The organism is Alteromonas sp. G5_S2_22_S1 (assembly GCF_054968525.1).
In genome coordinates this window covers 23,450-44,181 of sequence record NZ_JBQKUJ010000007.1, presented here as the reverse complement: position 1 = coordinate 44,181, position 20,732 = coordinate 23,450, and the positions used below count along the sequence as shown (strand labels likewise).

The following is a 20,732-nucleotide window of genomic DNA, read 5'->3' as shown; positions in this document are numbered from 1 at the left end:
ACTACTCGTTACCTTCTTTTTGCTTCTCTTTCTCAGTCAGGTACTCTTCAAACGACGGTGGAAGGGCTAATGCATCGTCCCACTGCGGCATGCTTGGCGTTTCAGCTGACGGCATTAACGATACACCCTCTTGCTGACGTTTAAGCTGGAGTGCGCGAATGTAGTTATATTTACGATGGCTAATGGCATTCATGGTTGCACCGTCACGTACAATAGTTGGCTTTAAGAACACCATTAAGTTGCGCTTACGTTTGCTTGTAGACGTCGTCTTGAAAAGATGACCAAGAACAGGGATATCGCCTAAAAGTGGCACTTTAGACACACTTTCTTGTACGTCTTCGTCAATCAAGCCGCCTAGTACGATAGTACCACCATCGTCAACAATCACTGTGGTTTTGATTTCGCGCTTGTTGATAGAGATGTCTACTGATGTCGCACCGCTAACGCTAGACACTTCTTGTTCAATAAGAAGCTGAACGGCATCGCCTTCGTTAATTTGCGGCGTAACTTTAAGTTTAATACCCACTTCTTGACGATCCACCGTTTGGAACGGGTTAGAGTTGTTCGAGCCGGTTGTCGTACCGGTAATAATAGGTACCTCTTGACCAACAATGAAAAACGCTTCTTCGTTATCCATGGTAGTTAGGTGAGGTGTGGCAAGAATATTTGAATTGGTATCAGTGCTTACCGCTTGTACCACTGCGCCCCAGCCATTTTCGATAACGCCAGCAATCAGGCCGTTTGCACCGCCAAGTAAGCTTGCAAGAGCAGTGAAGTCGCCTTCTATCGTGTCCGTTGTTTCTACCACTTCACCGTTGGCAGTGATGTTGGTTTGCGTGGTCTCTCTATCTTCGGCCTGTCGTAGTGCCACAGCTAATGAACCGACGCCTATAACACCATTATTGAACTGTGTACCACCGCCCTCTTCTGACACCCATTGCACACCTAATGTGTTGCCGTCGCCTTCAAAAACTTCAACGATAATGGCTTCAACTTGTACCTGTGCACGGCGAATATCCAGTTGACGCACCACTTCTTCTAGCGAGCGCATCATGTCTGGCTCTGCAGTTATAACGATGGCGTTAGAATCTTCGTGTGCGTCGATGCTAATTTCGCGGTTTGAGCTTGCTCTGCGCGATGTGGCGCCGCTGCCTTGCTCTTCTGCTTGGATACTGGCCGATACGCCTTGCAGAACTTTGACTAAATCTTCTGCCTTAGCGTAATTAAGAAACAGTACGCGAGTGTTGCCATTGGACTCCAGCTCTTGGTCCATGCGTTGAATAAGATTGATAAGACGCTGACGCGCTTTAATGTCGCCGCTTACGATCACAGAGTTCGTTCTGTCGTCTGCTACAACGCGAGGTTCAGATTTAGCGCCTGTATTGGCTTTACCTTGTGATTTGTTGATACTTTCAATAATACGTACCATCTCAGAAGCTGAAGCATAACGAAGCTTAACAATCTCTACTTCTTCGTCACCAGCGCGGTCTACGCGCTCAATGATTTCAACAAGACGATTAACCACCGCAGCACGGCCCGTTAGCATCATCACGTTTGATGGATCGTGGCTAACCACGTTACCGCCGCCCGCTTGGTCATTAAGCTGGCGCAATATAGGCGCAAGTTCGCGCACCGGTACGTTATAAACAGGCACAACGCGGGTAATAAACTCATCGCCGTCTTGCTGCGCGCCTTCAACAACCGGGATATTCGATGTCTTTGCGTCTTTTGAGCGAACGACTTTTAAAATTCCGCTAGGCATTTCTACAACGGCAAAATCATACACTTGTAATACGTTCAGGAAAAACTGGTAGTACTGATCTTCATTGAGCATATCGTAGCTGCGTACGCTAATTTTGCCGCGTACGTTGGGGTCCACAATAATAGTGCGCTCAAGATTTTTACCAACGATATTGATGAATTCATTGATGTCAGTATCTTTGAAATTAGGCATGTACTCAGCAGCGGTCACCGAGAAACACAGAAGCGCTGTACACATTGCTGTGCCTAAGCGAGATAATAGTTTTTGGCTAGTGCGCCTTTTCATTCTAACTTCCTTCATTTCCTAACTTGTCGATGGCTGGTTTGCGTTGCAATTTTTAATGCCTACCTGATGACAAATGAGCCGTTACCGTTTTAGTTGTTGTTACGCCTCGGGTAAATCTAGGTATAGCGTGGTTAAACTGCCATCTCGAATAATCGTTAATTCTATATTTTGTGCATTGCGTAGCTCAGACAGTGCCTCTTGCGATTGCTGCAAGTCGGTAAGGTCTAGCCCGTTAATTTGTGTAATGACATCGCCAGCTTCAAGACCTGCCGATTTAAACAGTTCAGGCTCTTTTCCTGGGCTCACCTGGTAACCAATAAGTTGGCCTTCTTCTGTTTTTGGCGATATTGAAATAAAGTCAGTAAAGCTTGCTGGGCGTTCTCTTAGTGCCGCAGTGGCCTCTATCGCTTCTTCGCTTAGTTCAACGGTATCGTCTTCATATTCATCTTCTTGAGGTGCAGGGCGCTGTCTTGCCTGCATTTCACGGCGCCTGTTGGCTTCGTCATAATCAATGCCGTCTAACATTAGGGTTTCGTTTCTCACCCCATTTTTAATGATTACACGGTCGTTATACACCTTTTGCAACGTGGCGTTGGTGCCCTCAATTTTTTCGCCTAAACCGTATACCGCTTGGCTGCCGCGGTTTTCTATAATAGCGGTGCCTGCTTCTTGGTCTGAACTTGCCACCACCCCTGTTAGCGTTAAGTTTAAGCGTGTTTCTGGTGCGTCAGTCACCTCCGCTACGGGCTCGGCTGGCTTTGCTGCCGCATTACCAAATAAATTCAGCTGTTGTATTTTGGCAATGTTGACCCCACTTTTGCCTGATGACGAAGAAATAACTGGAGCACGGCTTATTGTGGGTGTCGCAGATAGCTGAGGTTCGGGTATAATTCGCCACACAAATTTGGCAGCGAATGCAATTAAATACAGGCTAAGCAGAACCACTACGATGGTATGTAGCTGTTTTTGATGCTGGCTTAGATAAACAACCAGAGGTTGTGGGTTGGGTCTATTAAATGTCATGCTGCCACTGATGGTACTGCTTTATTATAATATAGTGAATTTTTGGTTAACCGTGCTTTAGCAAACCCATAATAGCCTAGTAAAGGTGAGGGTCACAACACTAAAGCTACACCATTACGAAATTATTACATGAGCCAATCGGAAAGCAACAATACAACACAAAACGTCAGGCTGGACAAGTGGCTATGGGCTGCAAGGTTTTTTAAAACCCGAGCCATTGCTAGAGACATGGTGCAGTCGGGAAAGGTCCAGTACAACGGGCAGCGAACCAAGCCTGGTAAACATGTAGAGCTTGGTGCCATGATTAAAGTTCCCGCAGGGTGGGATAATCGTGAAATAAAGGTGCTAGGCTTAAGTGACAAGCGCTTGAGTGCGCCTTTGGCACAAGCACTTTTCGAAGAAACGGCTGAAAGTGTAACAAAACGTGAAGAAAACCAAGCTGCCCGTAAATTGAGCGCATTTCACAGCCCTAAACCAGATCATAGACCTGATAAAAAGCAGCGACGACAGATTATTAAATTTAAGCAGCAATAGTGAGCTGCGCAACAGGATTATTTATGAGTGATTTCGATAAATTACACCGCTTCTTATTTACACAAGCTAACGTTCGCGGCGAATTAGTTCGCCTAGATGAGAGCTTAAAGAACATTGTGCACAGCTATGAATACCCTGTGCAAATTCAAACGTTACTGAGTGAAATGGCGGCAGCGACGTCACTGTTAACGGCAACGCTTAAATTTAAAGGTGAGATTTCACTTCAAATTCAAAGCAAAGGCCCGGTAAGTTATGCAGTGTTAAATGCCACTCACGAGCAAACACTGCGCGGTGTAGCACGTTGGGACGAAACACTTGAAACCCTACCTGACACGTTTTCTGAGCTATTGACCCAAGCCGTTTTGGTTATCACCATTACCCCAGATGAAGGCGAGCGCTATCAGGGCGTTGTGGCATTAGATAAGCCATCTTTAGCTGAGTGTATCGAAGGTTACTTTGCACAGTCAGAACAGCTAGCAACCAGTGTTCACCTAATAACAGATATGAGCGACCCTAAAAATGCTAAAGCGTCGGGCGTGTTGCTACAAGTTCTACCTACCGATGCAAGCGCCACGGATGTATCGCAAGCCAATGAGTTTGCTCACATCTCAAAGCTTACCGAAACGCTGACCAAAGAAGAGATGTTTTCTTTGTCGGTTGAAGACATTTTGTATCGCCTTTACCACCAAGAAGACGTGGAAATGTACCCAGCAAAAGACGTAACCTTTGCGTGCTCATGTTCTAAAGAGCGAAGCGCAGAAGCGCTGCGTCATGTGGAAAAATCTGAACTGCACGCCATTATTGCCGAAGAAGGGGCGATAAAAATGAACTGTCAGTACTGCCATGCAGAGTACCGTTTCGACAGTATCGACGTTGAAGCTATTCATAACGGTAACTTCGACGTATCGTCATCAAACCAATAACCTCTATAGGTTAAAGCCTGCCAAGAAGGTAGCGGCTTTACGTCATAGATAAAAGCACCAACGGATGCGATAGCGCTGAACGTGGTGCTTTTTTGTTTCTCCTTGCTATGATTGAAAGCTTCAAGCATGGGCTTAACACTTAACATCTGGTTAAAAAGCACTCAGTAGTAAGTGTTTAACTTTTCACCACGGGCTCCCTTATTTAATTTTTTCTCCTTTTGAAAGTTTTCACTCTTTCTTTTAAAATTTTTTGCCCGCTTTTTATTTTGAAATTCATCGATCAATACGGTCTTACAAATCCATTATTTTACATTTTTAACGAAGGAAAAGGCTTTCCTTGTAATTAATTTACAATATTTATGAAATTGTAGACGAGTAAATAGTGAGTATGTGTTTTAAAAATGCCCTTCAAGCCTTGTTTACATTACACTCAAAGAGGTGATACTTTTTTGAAAGTGCTTTTGAAAAATTACATATAGGGTAACAGCCATGACCGCAGCAGCCTCAATTCAAACGGAACTGAAAGTAACGCCACTTACTGACCTGCCGAACGCAGAACTTATCGAACGCGCTGTATTGCGCGGCGAAGGCGTTCTCGATAAAAACGGTGCACTTGTTGTTGAAACCGGTAAGCGTACCGGTCGCTCTCCAAATGACCGATTTATCGTCAAAGAACCTTCGACAGAGAAGGATATTGATTGGGGCAAGGTAAATAAACCATTCGACGCTGACAAATTCGACGCGCTGTGGGATAGAGTGGAGGCTTATCTTTCTACTCAAGAACACTTTTTATCACACCTTCAAGTAGGTTCAGATCCTGAACATGCGTTATCACTTGAGGTAAGAACGCAAACCGCTTGGCAGCACGTTTTTGCCCGTAATCTATTTATTATTCCTGAAAAATGGAATGTTAAAGGCGATACGCCGTGGCAAATCTTAAACGTGCCAGGTTTCACTTGCGAATCAGAACGTGACGGTACAAACAGCGACGGCACAGTTATCATCAACTTCGCTAAAAAGCGTGTTTTGCTAGCTGGCATGCGTTACGCGGGTGAAATGAAAAAAGCGATGTTCTCAGTACAGAACTTCCTGCTTCCAGCTAAAGACGTGCTACCTATGCACTGTTCAGCCAACGTGGGTGAAGAAGGCGATGTGACCTTGTTCTTTGGTCTTTCAGGGACAGGTAAAACCACACTTTCAGCTGATCCTAAGCGTTTCTTAATTGGTGACGATGAGCATGGCTGGGCACCTGGTAGCGTATTTAATATTGAAGGCGGTTGCTACGCTAAATGTATTGACCTTTCTCAAAAGAACGAGCCGGTAATTTGGAACGCGATTAAGTTTGGCACTATATTAGAAAACGTTGTGTTAGACGAGACACGCACGCCAGACTATACCGACACATCGTTAACGCAAAACTCGCGTGCAGCCTACCCGCTTTCTCATATTGAAAAGCGCGTAGCTGAAAACAGAGGCGGCGAGCCGCGCTCAGTCGTATTTTTAACCTGTGACGTAAGTGGTGTATTGCCTCCCGTTTCAGTATTAAGTGAAGAAGCGGCGGCGTATCACTTCCTAAGCGGTTACACAGCGAAAGTAGGCTCTACTGAAATTGGTTCTACAAGCGATATTGAATCAACCTTCTCAACCTGTTTTGGTGCGCCTTTTTTCCCGCGTCCAGCAGGGGTGTATGCAGAGCTTCTTATTAAGCGTGTTAAAGCGTTTGGCGCTAAGGTTTACTTAGTCAATACCGGTTGGACAGGCGGCCCTTACGGCACAGGTAGCCGTTTTGATATTCCTACTACCCGCGCCATTATCGATGCGATTGTGTCGGGTAATTTGGCCGATGTTGAAACTCAGCACATTGATGCGTTAAACCTTGATGTGCCTGTCGCCATTGAAGGCGTAGACAGCAATTTGCTTGTGCCGCAAAACACATGGGCAGACAAAGAAAAATACAACGAATACGCCGCTAACTTAGTTAACGACTTTAAACAGAACTTTGAAAAATACGACGTTAGCGACGCTATCGTTAAAGCCGGTCCGGGTAACTAAAACTCGGTTCGCCCCTTCCCAACGTTCATCACACTCAACGTGATTGATGTTTTGCCCGCACCGTGTTGCGGGCTTTTTTATGGCTGAACATTGCTACTTACCTTTGCATTAACATTTTTCACACAATGAATACGTATGTTTATTTATGTCGACACTGCCTGCCGTTATCATTTGGTTAACATAATAAGGTTTTCAGCGTGCGACGAAATTGCATGATGCTGAAACGAAAAGAAAGGTTTTAGTATGTCGAAAAAGCACAAGCGTTCAGTTTTATCAGCCGTAGTTAGCGCAACCCTATCTCGCCGCTTATTGGCTACGTTACCGGCTCTCGCGTTGATATCAGGGAATGCGTTGGCCGTCGTTGAACAATTTTCTTTACAGGGCAACACGCTTTACATTGATACAGACACTAACGATTTTACGCTAACAGCATTAGGCAATAAGAGCTTTCAAGTCACTTACGTAACGGATAACAGCGGTAAACCCTATGAGAACCTGCCGTCTATGGCGTTACCAGAACATGTGGCGGCTAATGAACTAACCGTAGACGTATCTGATACACCTAATACCATTACGCTTACCTACGACAATGCTTCAGCGAGTATCGATAAACAAAGTCATGCAATAAGCTATTCGCTTAACGGTGAAGTGGTTACCAAAGAGCGGGACGGTCTTTCGATAAATAGCCACGGCGTGAGTTTATCGTTTGCTCTTAGTGATGATGAAAAGCTCTATGGCGGTGGTCAGCGTGTATTGGGCATGGATCGTCGCGGAAACGCCATGCCGCTTTATAACAAAGCGCATTATGGGTACACCACGTCATCGAACCAGATGTATTTTGGTCTGTCTGCGGTCATGTCATCGAAGCACTACAGTGTACTGTTTGATAACACGGCATCAGGTGAGCTTGATATGGGCAGCAGTACGCCCGACGAACTGTTGTTTTCTGCCAAAGGCGGGCGGGCCAGCTACATTATGGTGTTGGGTGAAAGCTTGTCTGACACTGTGAAATCTACGGTTGCCATAACGGGAAAACAGCCGCTGCCGCCACGCTGGCTATTAGGTAACTTCGCGTCACGATTTGGCTATAAATCCCAAGATGAAGTAATGAATGTTGTGGATGTATTTAACAAGCAAGATATTCCAGTGGATGCAGTGGTTCTGGATTTATATTGGTTTGGCAAAGACATAAAAGGACACATGGGGAACTTAAGTTGGGACACTGCCACGTTCCCTGAGCCTGAGAAGATGATTAGCGAGCTTCGAGAGCAAGACGTGAAAACCGTGCTTATTACCGAGCCATTTATTCTTACTACATCAAAGCAGTGGGACAGCGCGGTAGAAAATAACGCCCTTGCTCAAAATGATCAAGGTACGCCGTACACCTTTGACTTCTATTTTGGCAATACTGGTCTTGTTGATGTGTTCAGCGAAGCGGGCCAAGACTGGTTTTGGCAATATTATGAAAAGCTAGCCGCACAAGGCGTTGCTGGCTGGTGGGGAGACTTAGGAGAGCCGGAGGTTCATCCTGATGATATTCAGCACGCTTGGAGCGAAGCAGGCCTTGGTAATCAGACGGTGAGCGGTACCGAAGTGCATAACGGCTATGGCCATCAGTGGGCGAAAACCGTGTATAACAACTTAACTGAACTTCAAAGCGATACGCGCCCGTTCGTGCTCATGCGTTCAGGCTTTTTGGGCAGCCAGCGTTACGGTATGGTGCCGTGGACGGGCGATGTAAGCCGAAGCTGGGGCGGGCTTAAACCGCAGGTAGAACTCGCACTTCAAATGAGTGTGTTTGGTTTAGCCTATACTCACTCCGACTTAGGCGGTTTTGCAGGAGGCGACACCTTTGACGCAGAACTTTACACGCGTTGGCTTCAGTTTGGCACCTTTTCACCGGTATTTAGGCCTCATGCCCAAGATAATATTGCGCCAGAACCGGTTTTTCACGACGACCCAGTAAAGTCTATTGCGCGTGAATTTATTCAGCTTCGCTATGACATGCTGCCCTATAACTATTCATTGGCTTTTGAAAACGCGCTATTCGGCACGCCGTTAATGCGCCCGCTTGCCATGGTATTTAATGAAAATAAGTGGTTCGAAAGCGCAAAAAGCTATATGTGGGGCGATGCCCTGTTAGTTTCACCTGTGACTCAGCCGAACCAACAGACATGGGCCGTTGAGTTGCCACCTGGCATTTGGTTCGACTTTTTCTCAAGTGCCAAGTATCAAGGAGGTAAAACGGTTGATTACCCACTAACTCAGGATAATTTTCCGGTTTGGGTAAAAGCGGGAAGCTTTATGCCTATGTCTGAGGGACTTTCGCGCACAGAACATTTTGATGCTCGGGAGCTAGAAATGCATTACTGGCACGACCATTCGGTGACCTCATCGTCTTACACCTATTATGAGGATGACGGCAAAAGCCCTAACTCTGTTGAAAAGGGCTTGTACACGACGTTGCAGCTTAACGCATCGGTAGATGAGAGCGCTGATCTCACCCTGACACTTGATAGTCAAGGTAGTTATATCGGTATGCCGCAGCAGCGAAATATAACCTACGTGGTTCACGGACTCACTGAAAGGCCGCAGAAAGTATTGGTAGACGGGGCGCCTGCGCCTGCTACCTGGAGTGAGAAAGGGAAAACGCTTTCACTTGCATTTACGTGCGATTATCAGCAATCTGTAGAGATAGTGATCATGTAATAATAGCCGGTTCACTTTATGGTAAAGGGTACGGCGTGTGCGTGTACCCTTGAACATTAAAAAGATGTCTCTTCAACGATATCAACCATGGAGCTTTAATGAGCCGACTTCCCGCCACTATCGTCATTTTTGCCGGTTTTTTCCTAATAGGTAAGTTATTTCTTTTATGGGGAATACTACTACCTGATATAGCCGCCGATCTTCAGATGTCGGAACTCATCAGTGGCGCGCTTTTCTCTCTTTTTTCAGTAGGCATGATGTTAGGCGCAGTGATTGGAGGGAAGTACGCCAGTCGCTTTGAATACATGCCTTTATTGGCAGCACTATTAAGCATCAATACCGTGCTACTGCTTTTAGTGTCGGTGTTGTCGTCATGGCAGTGGTTTTTAGTATTGGCAGTATTAATAGGTGTGGTGAGTTCAACTATTTTTACTATAGGCCACACGCTTATCGCACGTATGTACGCTGAAAAGCGATTCACCATGATGGGCTTAATGGACTTTATGTTTAGCTTAGGTACCTTTGCAGCCTCGTTTTTTGTAACGCTGTTATATCTTGTCGAACACAACTGGCGCTTGCCAATCCAAGTACTCGCCGGTGTTATGATGATCTTATCTTGTTATACCTATATTGCGGCGCGCTCTCAGGCTAAAGTACTTAAAGGGCAACCGAAAGCGCCCAAAAAGACCCTGGCGTTTGGCGTCATTATCAAGCAGCCCGTGTTTATTTTTATGGCGCTACTTGCGTTTGGGTACGGTGCGGTAGAGTTTGGTAACGCGAACTGGTTTGTTAGCTATGCGCAAAACGGATTAGGGTTTAGCGGTGAGCAGTCTCGTAACTTATTGGCCTGTTTTACAGCGGGCATGGTGATTAGCCGCTTAACGTTTCCTTTTTTACTGCGCTTTGTATCTGTGCATCGCTTAATTGTTTTAATGGCGACGGCGTCTTTAGCCGGTGTGTTTACGCTTAAGCTTATGCCTAGTTTGTACGGCATAGGCGCGGGTAACCTTTTACTTGGGTTGGGGCTTGGCGGCTTGTTCCCGCTAATGTTATCTGCAGCAATGAATATCGATAGTGATAATGGGCCGGTCCTTTCCGGTATAGCTATTATTGGCAATTCAACAGGTGTACAGGTGGCGTCATTTTCTACTGGATTATGGGCAAACTTTGCGCCGCTTACCACGGCGTTTTGGGTTATTCCTATTGGCGGGTGTTTGCTGTGGTTAGCGTCTTACGGTTATAGTCGCAAAATTAAGTACCGCAACAGTCCAGCTTAACGCTGGGGTTTTAAAATAAGTGGGCGACCAGGGCTTATTTTTTATCGGGTAGTTCCGCCAAATAGGGCAGGTAAAACTCAGCGACAAGGCCTTGTTGAGGATGGTTGCGTAAGGTGACTTCCCCGTCGTGGGCTTCAATAATACGTCTTATAATGGCAAGCCCTAACCCAGACCCGGACGAATTACGCGCCTTATCGCCTTGGGCAAACGGCATGAATACACCTGCTAATTCTTCATGTGGAATGCCCGGCCCGAAGTCACGTACTTTGCAATAAACCCGTTTCTCATGGCGGTTATAAAAGCTGCTAATCGCAATTTCATCAGACCCATATTTAAATGCATTCTCAATTAGATTATCTATTACCCGCTTCATTGCAATGCGTCTTAAGGGCAACGGGGGAATAGTATTGAGTTTCAGCTCAATATGGTGCTTGTCGTCAAGGTGCCTTGCTTGAACAAGCTCAGCAATAATGGTGTTTAAATCGGTTTCTTGGGTTACTTCTTCGGTGTCATAGCGGGCATAATCAATGAACTGATCGATGATAGCGTTCATGTCTTCAATGTCGTTTACAATGCCATCTTTTATCCAGTCCTGGTCTTCAGGCAGCATTTCAGAGGCAAGGCGAATTCGGGTAAGTGGGGTGCGCAAATCGTGTGAAATACCCGCCGTCATAATGTTTCTGTCGTTCTCTAGCTGCTTAATACCCTGATTCATGCGGTTGAACGCGCGGGTAACCTGAATCATTTCGGTGCTGCCTTGCTCGCGAAGCGGCGCCGGGTGTTCACCTTTACCCACGGAAATAGCTGCCTTTTGAAGGGCAGATAAGGGGCGGGTCATACGTCGTACAAACAGCCAGCCGCCGGCTACGCTTAATATACCAATTACCATTAAATACATGGTAAGCGGTGAAATATTGGCTTCGTTTAACCCTGAAATCGGTATTGAAATCCATGTATCTGGATATCGGTTTAAAGATATCCACACAATGTAAGGGGCGTTTTCGTCGCTGGCCTGTGTGGTAGTGCTAATGCGTACGTCAGCTAACTGACTAAGTTGTTCACTAACCTGAGATGATATATAGCCATAGTAAACGGCACTTTCTAACCCGTTTTGTTTAGCAACACTTTCATCGAAGACGTGCACCTGGGTTTTTTGAAAATACCGGTCACGGGTTTCTTGGTTAGTGACGAGTAAGTCGTTGGCCAATACTGACTTAACTTGCGTCGCTAATAGGCTATTGATCTGTTGGTAACTAGGTTGAATAAAGTAATAGGTGACAGAGATGTAGGACACTATCTGATTAATGAGCAGAAGCACACCAATCAGCATAACGGTCTGGCCAAATGCACTTTTGGGAATTAAACGCATAGCTCACCGTTTCGTTGCGTCATAAGACAGCCTTTTCTAAAAAAAAGGCTTATCGTTGTAATTAAGCCTTTAACACCCGCTGCATCACGCATAAATACCTATACTTGCTCACCGTCTGGAACGAAGACATAGCCTAAGCCCCATACGGTTTGTATGTAGCGTGGGTTAGCAGGGTCTTCTTCTAGCATTCTACGCAAACGAGAAACCTGAACGTCGATGCTTCGCTCTAATGCACTGTAGTCACGGCCTCTAGCTAGGTTCATTAGCTTATCTCGCGAAAGCGGCTCGCGGGGGTGAGTCACCAGCGATTTTAATACGGCAAACTCGCCGCTAGTCAGGGTTAGCGGTTTATCGCCAGCGGTCATTTCGCGGGTGGCTAAATTAAGCTTATAGTCACCGAATTCGACTATTTGAACATCTTTTGAAGGCGCGCCGGGCGCTTCGCTGCTGCGTCTGCGCAACACCGCTTTAGCGCGCGCCAGCAGTTCACGAGGGTTAAAGGGCTTAGGTAAGTAATCGTCTGCGCCCATTTCAAGGCCGATAATGCGGTCTACTTCATCGCCCTTGGCGGTAAGCATAATAATAGGCATGTCGTTTTCTTGCTGGCGCAAGCGCCGACAAATAGACAGGCCATCTTCACCGGGCAGCATAAGGTCTAAAACCATAAGATGAAAATTCTCACGTTCTAGCAATCTGTCCATTTGCTCAGCGTTTGCCGCGCTGCGCACTTGATAACCTTGCTCTAGCAGATAACGCTCTAACAGGCTACGTAAGCGCATATCATCATCAACAACGAGAATTTTTGAGGTTTCCTGACCCATAGTCATACCTTTAGTTTTACTTTTGTTTCACTATAACCACTAGATGTGAAATACAAAAGCGAGAAAGCGGCAAAAGGGGCGGTATGTTTGTTACAAATAGTGTCTAAAGAAACACGTTCTTACTCCTTCGCTTAGAAGGCAAAGGCTGAAGCGTTAGTCAGCCCTTGTGCTCACAAGTGGTTTGACGTCAATTACAACGGCATTAAGACAATGTTAATCGAAGGACGCCACGTTAAGGGCTCTCGCTTGGCCAGAACCGTTAAGCGTGTCTAAATATAACTGTGTTATAGCCTCAGTGCCGCAATGAGACTGCTCGAAAAACTGATCGCTAACTTTGCTTGCAAAGCGCTGCCAGGCGTTGGCATATTTGGTCAAGAACTCATCGTGTCCCCATTCGCTTTGACGTAATTTCACCCGCGCCGGCGCAAAGAAGATCTCTGCATCTAGTAGCTTGGGGTTGGGTTTTTCTTGTGCTTTCCAATCGGTAGCGCCGATAAGCGTTACTGCGCTTAAGTTATCGCCAAGCTGTTTAGCGAGGTTATTGATAAGCGTGCCATTGGCAGCAAAGTCGAGTAGCCAATAGCGAGAATCGTGACCAAGTTCAGATAGGTCATCATAGCTATAAACCGCATCGTAGCATTCAGAGGCTTTTACCTTATCCACATTCGCTTTTGAGGTTAGCCCAACAACGCGGTAACTGGCTTTTCGTGGCGCTTTTTTATCTTTGAGAAGTTGCGCAGTTCCTAACGCTGTTTTACTTGAAGCGCTAGAAAGTAACAAGGTTTCATCGCGAGCCTTTTCGGCGACAAAGTCATCCAGAACGAACGACGTCATATAAAGTGGCCTGAAGTTAAGTTGCCATGCTTCACGGCTAGCGTCGTAGCCGGGGTCGGCAAAGCAGCGAAGGTATTGGTCGTAAACCGGGCTGATACTTTTGCGCTTTTCGTGTATATCTGAAAAACCGTGGGGTGCAACTTTACCGGCTTTTATTACCCAGTGACTTGCCATGGGCAAATAGCCAAATACTTTTTCACCTTCTTTGATTCCGCTATGACGAGACGCCTTCACAGTAGCAAAACCCCATACAGGCACAATACCAAAGCCAGTATCGCTGCTGTCGTGACTATCTGTGGCGGGAAAGAACCCCCAATACCCCATTTTAAAGCCGAGTGCCGCATAGGTAATGTTATTGGCAGAAAAGCCAAAGCTGTCTGTTTCTAGCAATACCTCGTCTGGTTGTAAGTCACTAGTACTTAATTCCCGTTCGACGACTTTGGTATCGGCAAGGTCTTGCTGATTTATCCAAATTTGTTGGCTGTGTATTGTGGTCATTATTAAGGCCTGCTTTAGTGAAAAATAGCGAATTCAACAAAACTAGATTGGCGCAGGCTCAAAAGTATTACGACTTACGGTTTTAAATACATGCCTATAGAAGAAACGTATAGGGGGTATGCAGGTAAAAGCGGGTAATTAGCCGTCGCTATTTAGCCAATCCATCTGATGACCGGCTCGACGTTTTTTATTCAAAATGTCTTCAAGCAGCGGGGTTAAGATAAGCTCCATGGCTAGCCCCATTTTTCCGCCGGGCACAACAAGGGTATTGATCCTAGACATGAAAGCCCCATCAATCATTTGAAGCAAGTAGGGGTAATCGACGGTTTTCATTTCCCGTCTGAAACGCACTACAACAAAGCTTTCGTCTTGGGTTGGAATTTCCCGGGCGCTGAACGGGTTGGAGGTATCGACTGTAGGCACGCGCTGAAAGTTAACATGAGTGCGCGAAAATTGCGGCGTGATGTAGTGGAAGTAGTCATCAAGCCCTCGCACAATACTACTCATTACCGCTTCTCGGGAATGACCTCGGTCAGTGGTATCGCGCACAATTTTTTGGATCCACTCTAAATTTACAATGGGTACCATGCCTACCAGTAAATCAACGTGTTTTGCAACGTCATTTTCTTCTGTTTTAACGCCGCCGTGTAACCCTTCATAAAACAGTAAATCGGTGTTATTAGGCAAATCTTGCCACGGTGTAAAGGTACCTGGCATTTGGTTGAAAGGTACAGCTTCATCGAAGGTGTGTAGGTATTGTCTGAACTGGCCAGTACCTGAACTTCCGTATTCTCTAAACAGCGTCTCGAGTAACTCGAAGTCGTTGGCTTTGGGGCCAAAGTAGCTGATATGCCTGCCTTGCTCTTGGGCCTTACGAATTTCCACTTCCATTTCTGGACGGGTAAAACGGTGGAAGCTATCACCGCCGACTACTGCAGCATTAACATTTAAGTTCCTGAATATATGGCGAATAGCATTGGTCGTGGTGGTAGTACCCGCGCCAGAAGAACCTGTTATAGCAATAATAGGGTGTTTGACAGACATAGAAATTCTTTTTGGAAATGACGGGTACTAGTTATAAGCTGATGTGCGCTAAGAATCAAGGGGGGCGTATGAACGCTCACCTCGCAAATGCTGTGTGAGCCTGCGTATAATCAATTGTCTAGCCCTTTATGGTGATGCTGCAATAAGCGCACAATTAGCTTTGCCTCCTCTTCATCTAAATCCAGTAGCGCTCGCACGTGTTCAAGGTGGTGTACGTCGTGCTCACTAAGCTTTCCATCGTCCAATACGCTTCTTACCGTGTCTTTAAACCGGTCGCGCTTTAACTGCATTTGGGTGGTATAGCTTGACGATAAAATGCCTGCGGGCAGTGCATAAAAGCAAATGCCCAAAATGGTAATAAGCCCGCCAAATACCTTGCCTAACGCTGTAACGGGAACGGCATCGCCATAGCCTACCGTAGTGAGCGTGACCAGAGCCCACCACAATGAGGCAGGAATACTGCTGAAAACGTCGGGTTGGGCGGTGTGCTCGATATAGTAAATGCAGGTTGCCGCAATGACGGTAAACAGCAGGAGTACGCTGATTGCAGCAATAAGGCTATGAGATTCGTTGCGCAAAACGGTGACAAGGGTTTGCATTGAACGGGAATAGCGCCCAATTTTCAAAATTCGCAGTACCCTAAATACCCGTAAAATACGTAAATCAAAGGCCACGAACACGCTTAGGTAAAAAGGCAAAATCGCCATTAAATCGACCAGCGCCATAGGGCTTTTTATATAAGCCCAACGCTTCTGCCAAGGCGTAGTTTGTGCGCGGGAAGGGCGATTCGGCGCCGAAGCGCTGCTGTATAGGCGAAGCAAGTACTCAACGGTGAATATCAGTACCGACACTATTTCGATAATATGAAGCTCATGCTGCCAAACAGCAGGGATGCCCGGTACGGTTTCTAGCATCATGGCCGCTACATTTACGATAATTAGCGCGATAAGAAATACATCAAATATTTTGCTGAGCTTTTTGTACTCGTGAGCCTCGCTGGCAGGCGCAAGGATGTGATAGCACGCGTTTTGAAATGACATAGCCATGGTAGTCAGGGAACGAATGTCCTTTTTATACCAATTACCGTTGCAAATTGGTAATGCTTCTAAAAAAGAAGGAGGTGTTCGGCGCTATTTTCAAGCGCGGATGGGGTCAAAACGTGGTAGTTTAAAATACAAATAAGCAAACAAAGAGCGTATCCAATTGAAAAGTGCAAAACATTTAGGGTCAGTACTAACCTCGGCACTGCTTGTGGCTATGTCTGTGCCCACAGCACAAGCTAAGTCTGACAGCGTACTTTTTTCATCAACGCCACCTGTTATAGATGGTGTAGCCAATGACGCTGCATGGAAAGGGGGCGATTGGCATGATATGACGTCGCTTATGTGGGGCTCGGCTCCTGAGTCCGGTGATTTTTCTGGTCGATATAAACTGCGATGGAACAAGGATGCGCTGTATCTGTTGGCAGAAATACAAGACGATCACCTCTCAGATACCTATGCCAATCCCCTTGAACGTTATTGGGATGATGACTGTTTAGAAATTTTCATTGATGCAGACGCCTCTGGTGGCGATCACTTTAATAACTACAATGCGTTTGCCTATCACTTAGCGTTAGATAATCAGGTTGTTGATATAGGTCCAAACGAAGCAGGAGAGGCTGTACCACAACTCTACAATGATCACGTAGAGAACAAATGGCAGCGAGATATATTGGCGCCTCATAAGATTCATTGGGAAGCAGCGGTACGTGTATTTGATGATAGCTATCAGTACGGGAAAGACAATTCACCAGTAACCTTAAAAAAAGGCATGACACTTGGCTTTATGCTTGCCTATTGCGATGCGGATGGTGGCGACAGAGAGCACTTTTTAGGCTCTCATGAGATCACCCCAGTAAACGGCGATAAAAACTTGGGGTATAAAGATGCGTCGGTGTTTGGAAAGGTGAAGCTGACAAAGTAGTGAACCATAATTTGTCGCTACTTTAATTGATTGACTTGCTGCGCGTAATTGAAAGGAGTCGCAGAAATGCCACTCCTTTTTAATTTGCAATCACTCTCCTTGGCTAAAAGCCATGCCATTTGGCGATAAGAAAATGCGCAACAGAGCTCGTCACGCTCTAGCTGGTTGAGTTAATTGTCTTCGCCTTCCTGCTTACTCAGATCTAACTTGTCCAGCACTGCAAGTTTATTAAAACTGATCATCTCACGTATTTCTTTTCCATATTCATCGCCACGCTCAGAATACTTCCCTAAGCCATAGCTAAGCGCAACCCCGGTGACAGCCTTGTCGTCTTCACGTAGGGATTGGCGAATGTTACGCAATGGTTTGTAAGCATCGTGGGTGTTTAAATTTAGCATGTAGCTTTCTACTGAGTCGGCAGGCGAACGGAAATCAGCTACTTCATGATTTTTGTCAGTGTCACGCGATTTTGGAACGATACCGCAGCCCTTAGAGAAGCACCACTGACCAAAAAAGTTGTTCCCTAATTTTGCAAAACGAGAGGCACCCCATGCACTTTCATTCGCTGCTTGTGCAATAGCTAACGACGCAGGAACAATGTCGGCACGCCTTAACAACACCTCGCAGGCTGACTCCCGTTCAAGGTCAGCATCGTCAACGCGAAACTTTGTCAGGAACTGGTCTAGATTGTCTGCTTCATCCGCGTTGCATGAACTTTGAATTTGCTCCCTGTCGGTGGCTAGCTCTTTGTTCACCTCGACTACAATAGGAGTGAAATACTCAAAAAATGCCGCTTTTCGGTCAGGGCCTGCGGCATAAGCAGTAAAGTCTGGAGCAGACTCTTTGGCAAAAAAGGCGAACCACGCTGCGGTACTCGCCACTACTGCTACAAGCAACACAGCAATAAGTTTAGTGTTCGACATCAGGTGATACCTCTTTTATTAGAATGAAATAATACGCTTTTTAAGCGGACTACCTGAGTTTATTAAATCTCGCTAAGTGGTTAATCATCTATGCGGATTGATATTAATACCATACAGGTTCTTGTCTGCGCTGCAACATATGGAGAGAGCCAGTAAATTAAAGATTTATAATGTATACAGTACTATCGGCAATTACCAAATCAGACTCGATGTGAAATTCAATACCTTATTGCTTATGTACTGAGCGCGAGTTTTCTTTTGTGTTGAGCGTTAGTATCAGGTTAAACAGTGATATGTAGCTGGGAAACTACAATTTCTGCGTTTACTGCACGTTAGCATGGTGAGTGAGTGGTAAATGTAGAAGTGGGGGCGTAGAATTCACACCCTGGCTTTATGTAATTGTGTAAGAACGCAGCGTTAAGCTGCGTTCATTTAGCACTTTCTATGAGGCTTTCGGCTACTTGGCTTCAGCTTCACGGGCAATTGCACGGTGTGCAATGTCAGTGCGATAGTATACATCTTTAAATTGAATGGTTTTTAGCAGCTCGTAGGCTTTTTGCTGCGCTTCAGTTACGTTATTACCTAACGCAGTTGCACAAAGTACGCGGCCACCGGCGGTCACTACATCTCCATCTTGAAGGGCTGTGCCAGCATGAAAAACCTTTCCATCTAACTTAGCGGCTTCTTCAAAACCGGTAATCACGTCGCCTTTGTCGTAGCTACCCGGGTAGCCGCCAGCTGCAAGCACAACACCTACCGACGCGCGCTCATCAAACTCTATCGTTTTGCCAGCAAGTTCGCCTTTGCACGCTGCTTGGCAAAGTGGAACCAAATCAGATTTTAAGCGAAGCATAATAGGCTGGGTTTCTGGGTCGCCAAAGCGGCAGTTGTATTCAATGACCTTTGGTGTACCGTCGGCCATAATCATTAGCCCCGCATATAAAAAGCCAACATAATCGTTGCCTTCAGCGGCCATGCCATCAACCGTTGGCATAATCACTTCTTGCATAATGCGGTCGTGAATGTCCTGTGTTACAACCGGAGCCGGTGAATAGGCACCCATACCGCCCGTGTTTGGCCCTTTATCGCCGTCAGCTGCACGTTTGTGGTCTTGGCTGGTGGCAAAAGGCAGGACGTTCTTACCGTCTACCATAACAATAAACGACGCTTCTTCGCCGTCTAGGAACTCTTCAATAACTACGCGGCTGCCCGCTTCGCCAAAGGCATTGCCCGCTAGCATATCGCGAATAGCATCCTCAGCTTCTTCAAGGGTCATCGCAACGATAACGCCTTTACCGGCAGCAAGACCGTCAGCTTTCACTACGATTGGCGCGCCTTTCTCGCGAACATAGGCAATCGCAGGGTCAATTTCCGTGAAGTTTTGATACTCAGCCGTAGGAATACTGTGGCGAGCCAAGAAGTCTTTGGTGAAAGCTTTTGAACCCTCAAGCTGCGCGGCAGCTTGAGTGGGGCCAAAAATCATTAAACCCGCGTTAGTGAACGCGTCTACTACACCTGCAACTAGCGGCGCTTCTGGGCCTACAATAGTAAGTGCAACATCATTGCCTTGTGCAAAAGAAACCAAGCCCGCGATGTCGTTTACATCAATCGCTACGTTCTCAAGCTTAGGCTCTGTAGCGGTGCCGGCATTACCCGGTGCTACAAATACTGTTGAAACATCAGAAGACTGCGCTGCTTTAAACGCTAGCGCGTGTTCGCGGCCACCGCCGCCAATTACAAGTACGTTCATTAACTGTTCCGTTTTGAGTGTTTAATATTATGATTTTGGTTTGGTGAATTTTAGCGTCATGCGATTGCTCTCGCCAATCGCCATGTACTTTTCGCGGTCTTCATCGTCAAGCGCCAAACGCGGAGGAAGCGTCCACACACCTTTCGGGTGGTCGGCACTATCCATTGGGTTTGCGTTTACATCGCTACTTGCTTCAAGTACAAAACCTGCTTTTTCTGCAGCAGCCACAACGTATGAACGCTTCATGTAGCCACTTTTCTTCATCGCTTCATCATCAGCGCTTTCAGGCAGCTCGTGCTCTACTACACCTAACACACCGCCTGGCTTAAGTGCTTTGAAGAAAGCGCCAAATGCGTTGTCGATACCTTCGTCACCGTTACGCATGTACCAGTTGTGTACGTTGCGAAAGGTTAGCACCATATCAGCACTTCCAGCTTCACTAATATCTAGCGCTTTCATAGGGTCGAACGCAGTAAGTTCTGCACCTTCGTACTTCATGCCTGGCTTCATTTTTTCTTTAAAGCCTTCCACTGACTTTTTGTAGTAGCCACTGGTTTCTTCATCAACATAGAAGTGTGCTGCAACGTATTTACCGTTTTCTTTTACAACAGAATAAAGAATGTCTGCATACCAGCCACCGCCTGGCGAGATTTCCACAACGGTCATGTTTGGCTTAAGGCCAAAGAAGCGCAAGGTTTGCTGCGGATTGCGATATTCGTCGCGCACTTTGGCTTTATCAGAGCGGATATCGCTCGTCACGGCGTCAGAAATAGCATCGGCACTGGCATAGGTTGCTGTTACACCAAGTGTTGCAGCTAACACAATTTGGGCTAACTTTTTCATTCTTATTTCCTTTTTCTGTCGAGGGTAGGCAAATAACATAACATTTATTAGTAACACTATTACTACAAATTACCACAGGTTAGATCAAGCCTATCAGCTAACCCTTATTTGCACTTACGC

At 46.1% G+C, this 20,732-nt stretch carries 16 protein-coding genes; 6 read left to right on the top strand and 10 right to left on the bottom strand.

The genetic code is table 11. From position 1 onward, the window contains the following. Window position 1: 1 nt before the first annotated feature. Both gspD and gspC read right to left on the bottom strand, forming a co-directional pair. Window positions 2-2,047: a type II secretion system secretin GspD gene (gspD, locus tag ACTRWF_RS09465; protein ID WP_015068462.1), complete on the bottom strand. Its 2,046-nt coding sequence runs from the start codon at window positions 2,045-2,047 to the stop codon at window positions 2-4. 99 nt (window positions 2,048-2,146) lie between these two features. Continuing rightward, window positions 2,147-3,070, bottom strand: coding sequence for a type II secretion system protein GspC (gspC, locus tag ACTRWF_RS09460; RefSeq protein WP_012520126.1), 924 nt, complete (start codon window positions 3,068-3,070; stop codon window positions 2,147-2,149). A 129-nt stretch (window positions 3,071-3,199) separates the two neighbouring features. On the opposite strand from gspC, the gene hslR reads away from it, so the two are divergent. From hslR to ACTRWF_RS09435, 5 genes are all read left to right on the top strand, one after another. Beyond that, entirely contained in the window at window positions 3,200-3,604 is a 405-nt protein-coding gene (hslR, locus tag ACTRWF_RS09455; protein ID WP_012520125.1) for a ribosome-associated heat shock protein Hsp15, read from the top strand. A gap of 23 nt (window positions 3,605-3,627) precedes the next feature. Beyond that, window positions 3,628-4,527, top strand: coding sequence for an Hsp33 family molecular chaperone HslO (hslO, locus tag ACTRWF_RS09450; RefSeq protein ID WP_015068461.1), 900 nt, complete (start codon window positions 3,628-3,630; stop codon window positions 4,525-4,527). A gap of 489 nt (window positions 4,528-5,016) precedes the next feature. Beyond that, a complete protein-coding gene (locus ACTRWF_RS09445) occupies window positions 5,017-6,579 on the top strand; it encodes a phosphoenolpyruvate carboxykinase (protein ID WP_020744528.1) in 1,563 nt (520 codons plus the stop codon). A 243-nt stretch (window positions 6,580-6,822) separates the two neighbouring features. After that, window positions 6,823-9,288 (top strand): TIM-barrel domain-containing protein, encoded by a 2,466-nt coding sequence (locus ACTRWF_RS09440; RefSeq protein ID WP_462835463.1) that lies wholly within the window; start codon window positions 6,823-6,825, stop codon window positions 9,286-9,288. A gap of 98 nt (window positions 9,289-9,386) precedes the next feature. Beyond that, a complete protein-coding gene (locus tag ACTRWF_RS09435) occupies window positions 9,387-10,565 on the top strand; it encodes an MFS transporter (protein WP_012520121.1) in 1,179 nt (392 codons plus the stop codon). A gap of 34 nt (window positions 10,566-10,599) precedes the next feature. Here the strand turns inward: ACTRWF_RS09435 and envZ are convergent, their stop codons facing one another. From envZ to ACTRWF_RS09410, 5 genes are all read right to left on the bottom strand, one after another. After that, a complete protein-coding gene (gene envZ, locus ACTRWF_RS09430; protein ID WP_012520120.1) occupies window positions 10,600-11,934 on the bottom strand; it encodes a two-component system sensor histidine kinase EnvZ in 1,335 nt (444 codons plus the stop codon). Between the two features lie 98 nt (window positions 11,935-12,032). Further along, window positions 12,033-12,755, bottom strand: coding sequence for an osmolarity response regulator transcription factor OmpR (gene ompR, locus ACTRWF_RS09425; protein WP_012520118.1), 723 nt, complete (start codon window positions 12,753-12,755; stop codon window positions 12,033-12,035). Between the two features lie 213 nt (window positions 12,756-12,968). Then, window positions 12,969-14,087 (bottom strand): DUF2855 family protein, encoded by a 1,119-nt coding sequence (locus ACTRWF_RS09420; RefSeq protein WP_012520117.1) that lies wholly within the window; start codon window positions 14,085-14,087, stop codon window positions 12,969-12,971. A gap of 138 nt (window positions 14,088-14,225) precedes the next feature. Then, window positions 14,226-15,131: a phosphoribulokinase gene (locus ACTRWF_RS09415; RefSeq protein WP_012520116.1), complete on the bottom strand. Its 906-nt coding sequence runs from the start codon at window positions 15,129-15,131 to the stop codon at window positions 14,226-14,228. A gap of 110 nt (window positions 15,132-15,241) precedes the next feature. Then, complete coding sequence (locus ACTRWF_RS09410) at window positions 15,242-16,177, bottom strand: ion transporter (protein ID WP_462835462.1); 936 nt, start codon at window positions 16,175-16,177, stop codon at window positions 15,242-15,244. Between the two features lie 157 nt (window positions 16,178-16,334). On the opposite strand from ACTRWF_RS09410, the gene ACTRWF_RS09405 reads away from it, so the two are divergent. Continuing rightward, window positions 16,335-17,096 carry a sugar-binding protein gene (locus tag ACTRWF_RS09405; RefSeq protein WP_015068453.1) on the top strand — a complete coding sequence of 254 codons (762 nt, stop codon included), beginning with the start codon at window positions 16,335-16,337 and terminating at the stop codon, window positions 17,094-17,096. A 170-nt stretch (window positions 17,097-17,266) separates the two neighbouring features. On the opposite strand, the gene ACTRWF_RS09400 is transcribed toward ACTRWF_RS09405, so the two are convergent. From ACTRWF_RS09400 to ACTRWF_RS09390, 3 genes are all read right to left on the bottom strand, one after another. Continuing rightward, complete coding sequence (locus ACTRWF_RS09400; RefSeq protein ID WP_462835461.1) at window positions 17,267-18,019, bottom strand: glucosaminidase domain-containing protein; 753 nt, start codon at window positions 18,017-18,019, stop codon at window positions 17,267-17,269. 457 nt (window positions 18,020-18,476) lie between these two features. Continuing rightward, window positions 18,477-19,769 (bottom strand): phosphoribosylamine--glycine ligase, encoded by a 1,293-nt coding sequence (purD, locus tag ACTRWF_RS09395; protein WP_348669995.1) that lies wholly within the window; start codon window positions 19,767-19,769, stop codon window positions 18,477-18,479. Between the two features lie 27 nt (window positions 19,770-19,796). Continuing rightward, window positions 19,797-20,612 carry a class I SAM-dependent methyltransferase gene (locus ACTRWF_RS09390; RefSeq protein WP_015068450.1) on the bottom strand — a complete coding sequence of 272 codons (816 nt, stop codon included), beginning with the start codon at window positions 20,610-20,612 and terminating at the stop codon, window positions 19,797-19,799. Window positions 20,613-20,732: the final 120 nt, after the last annotated feature.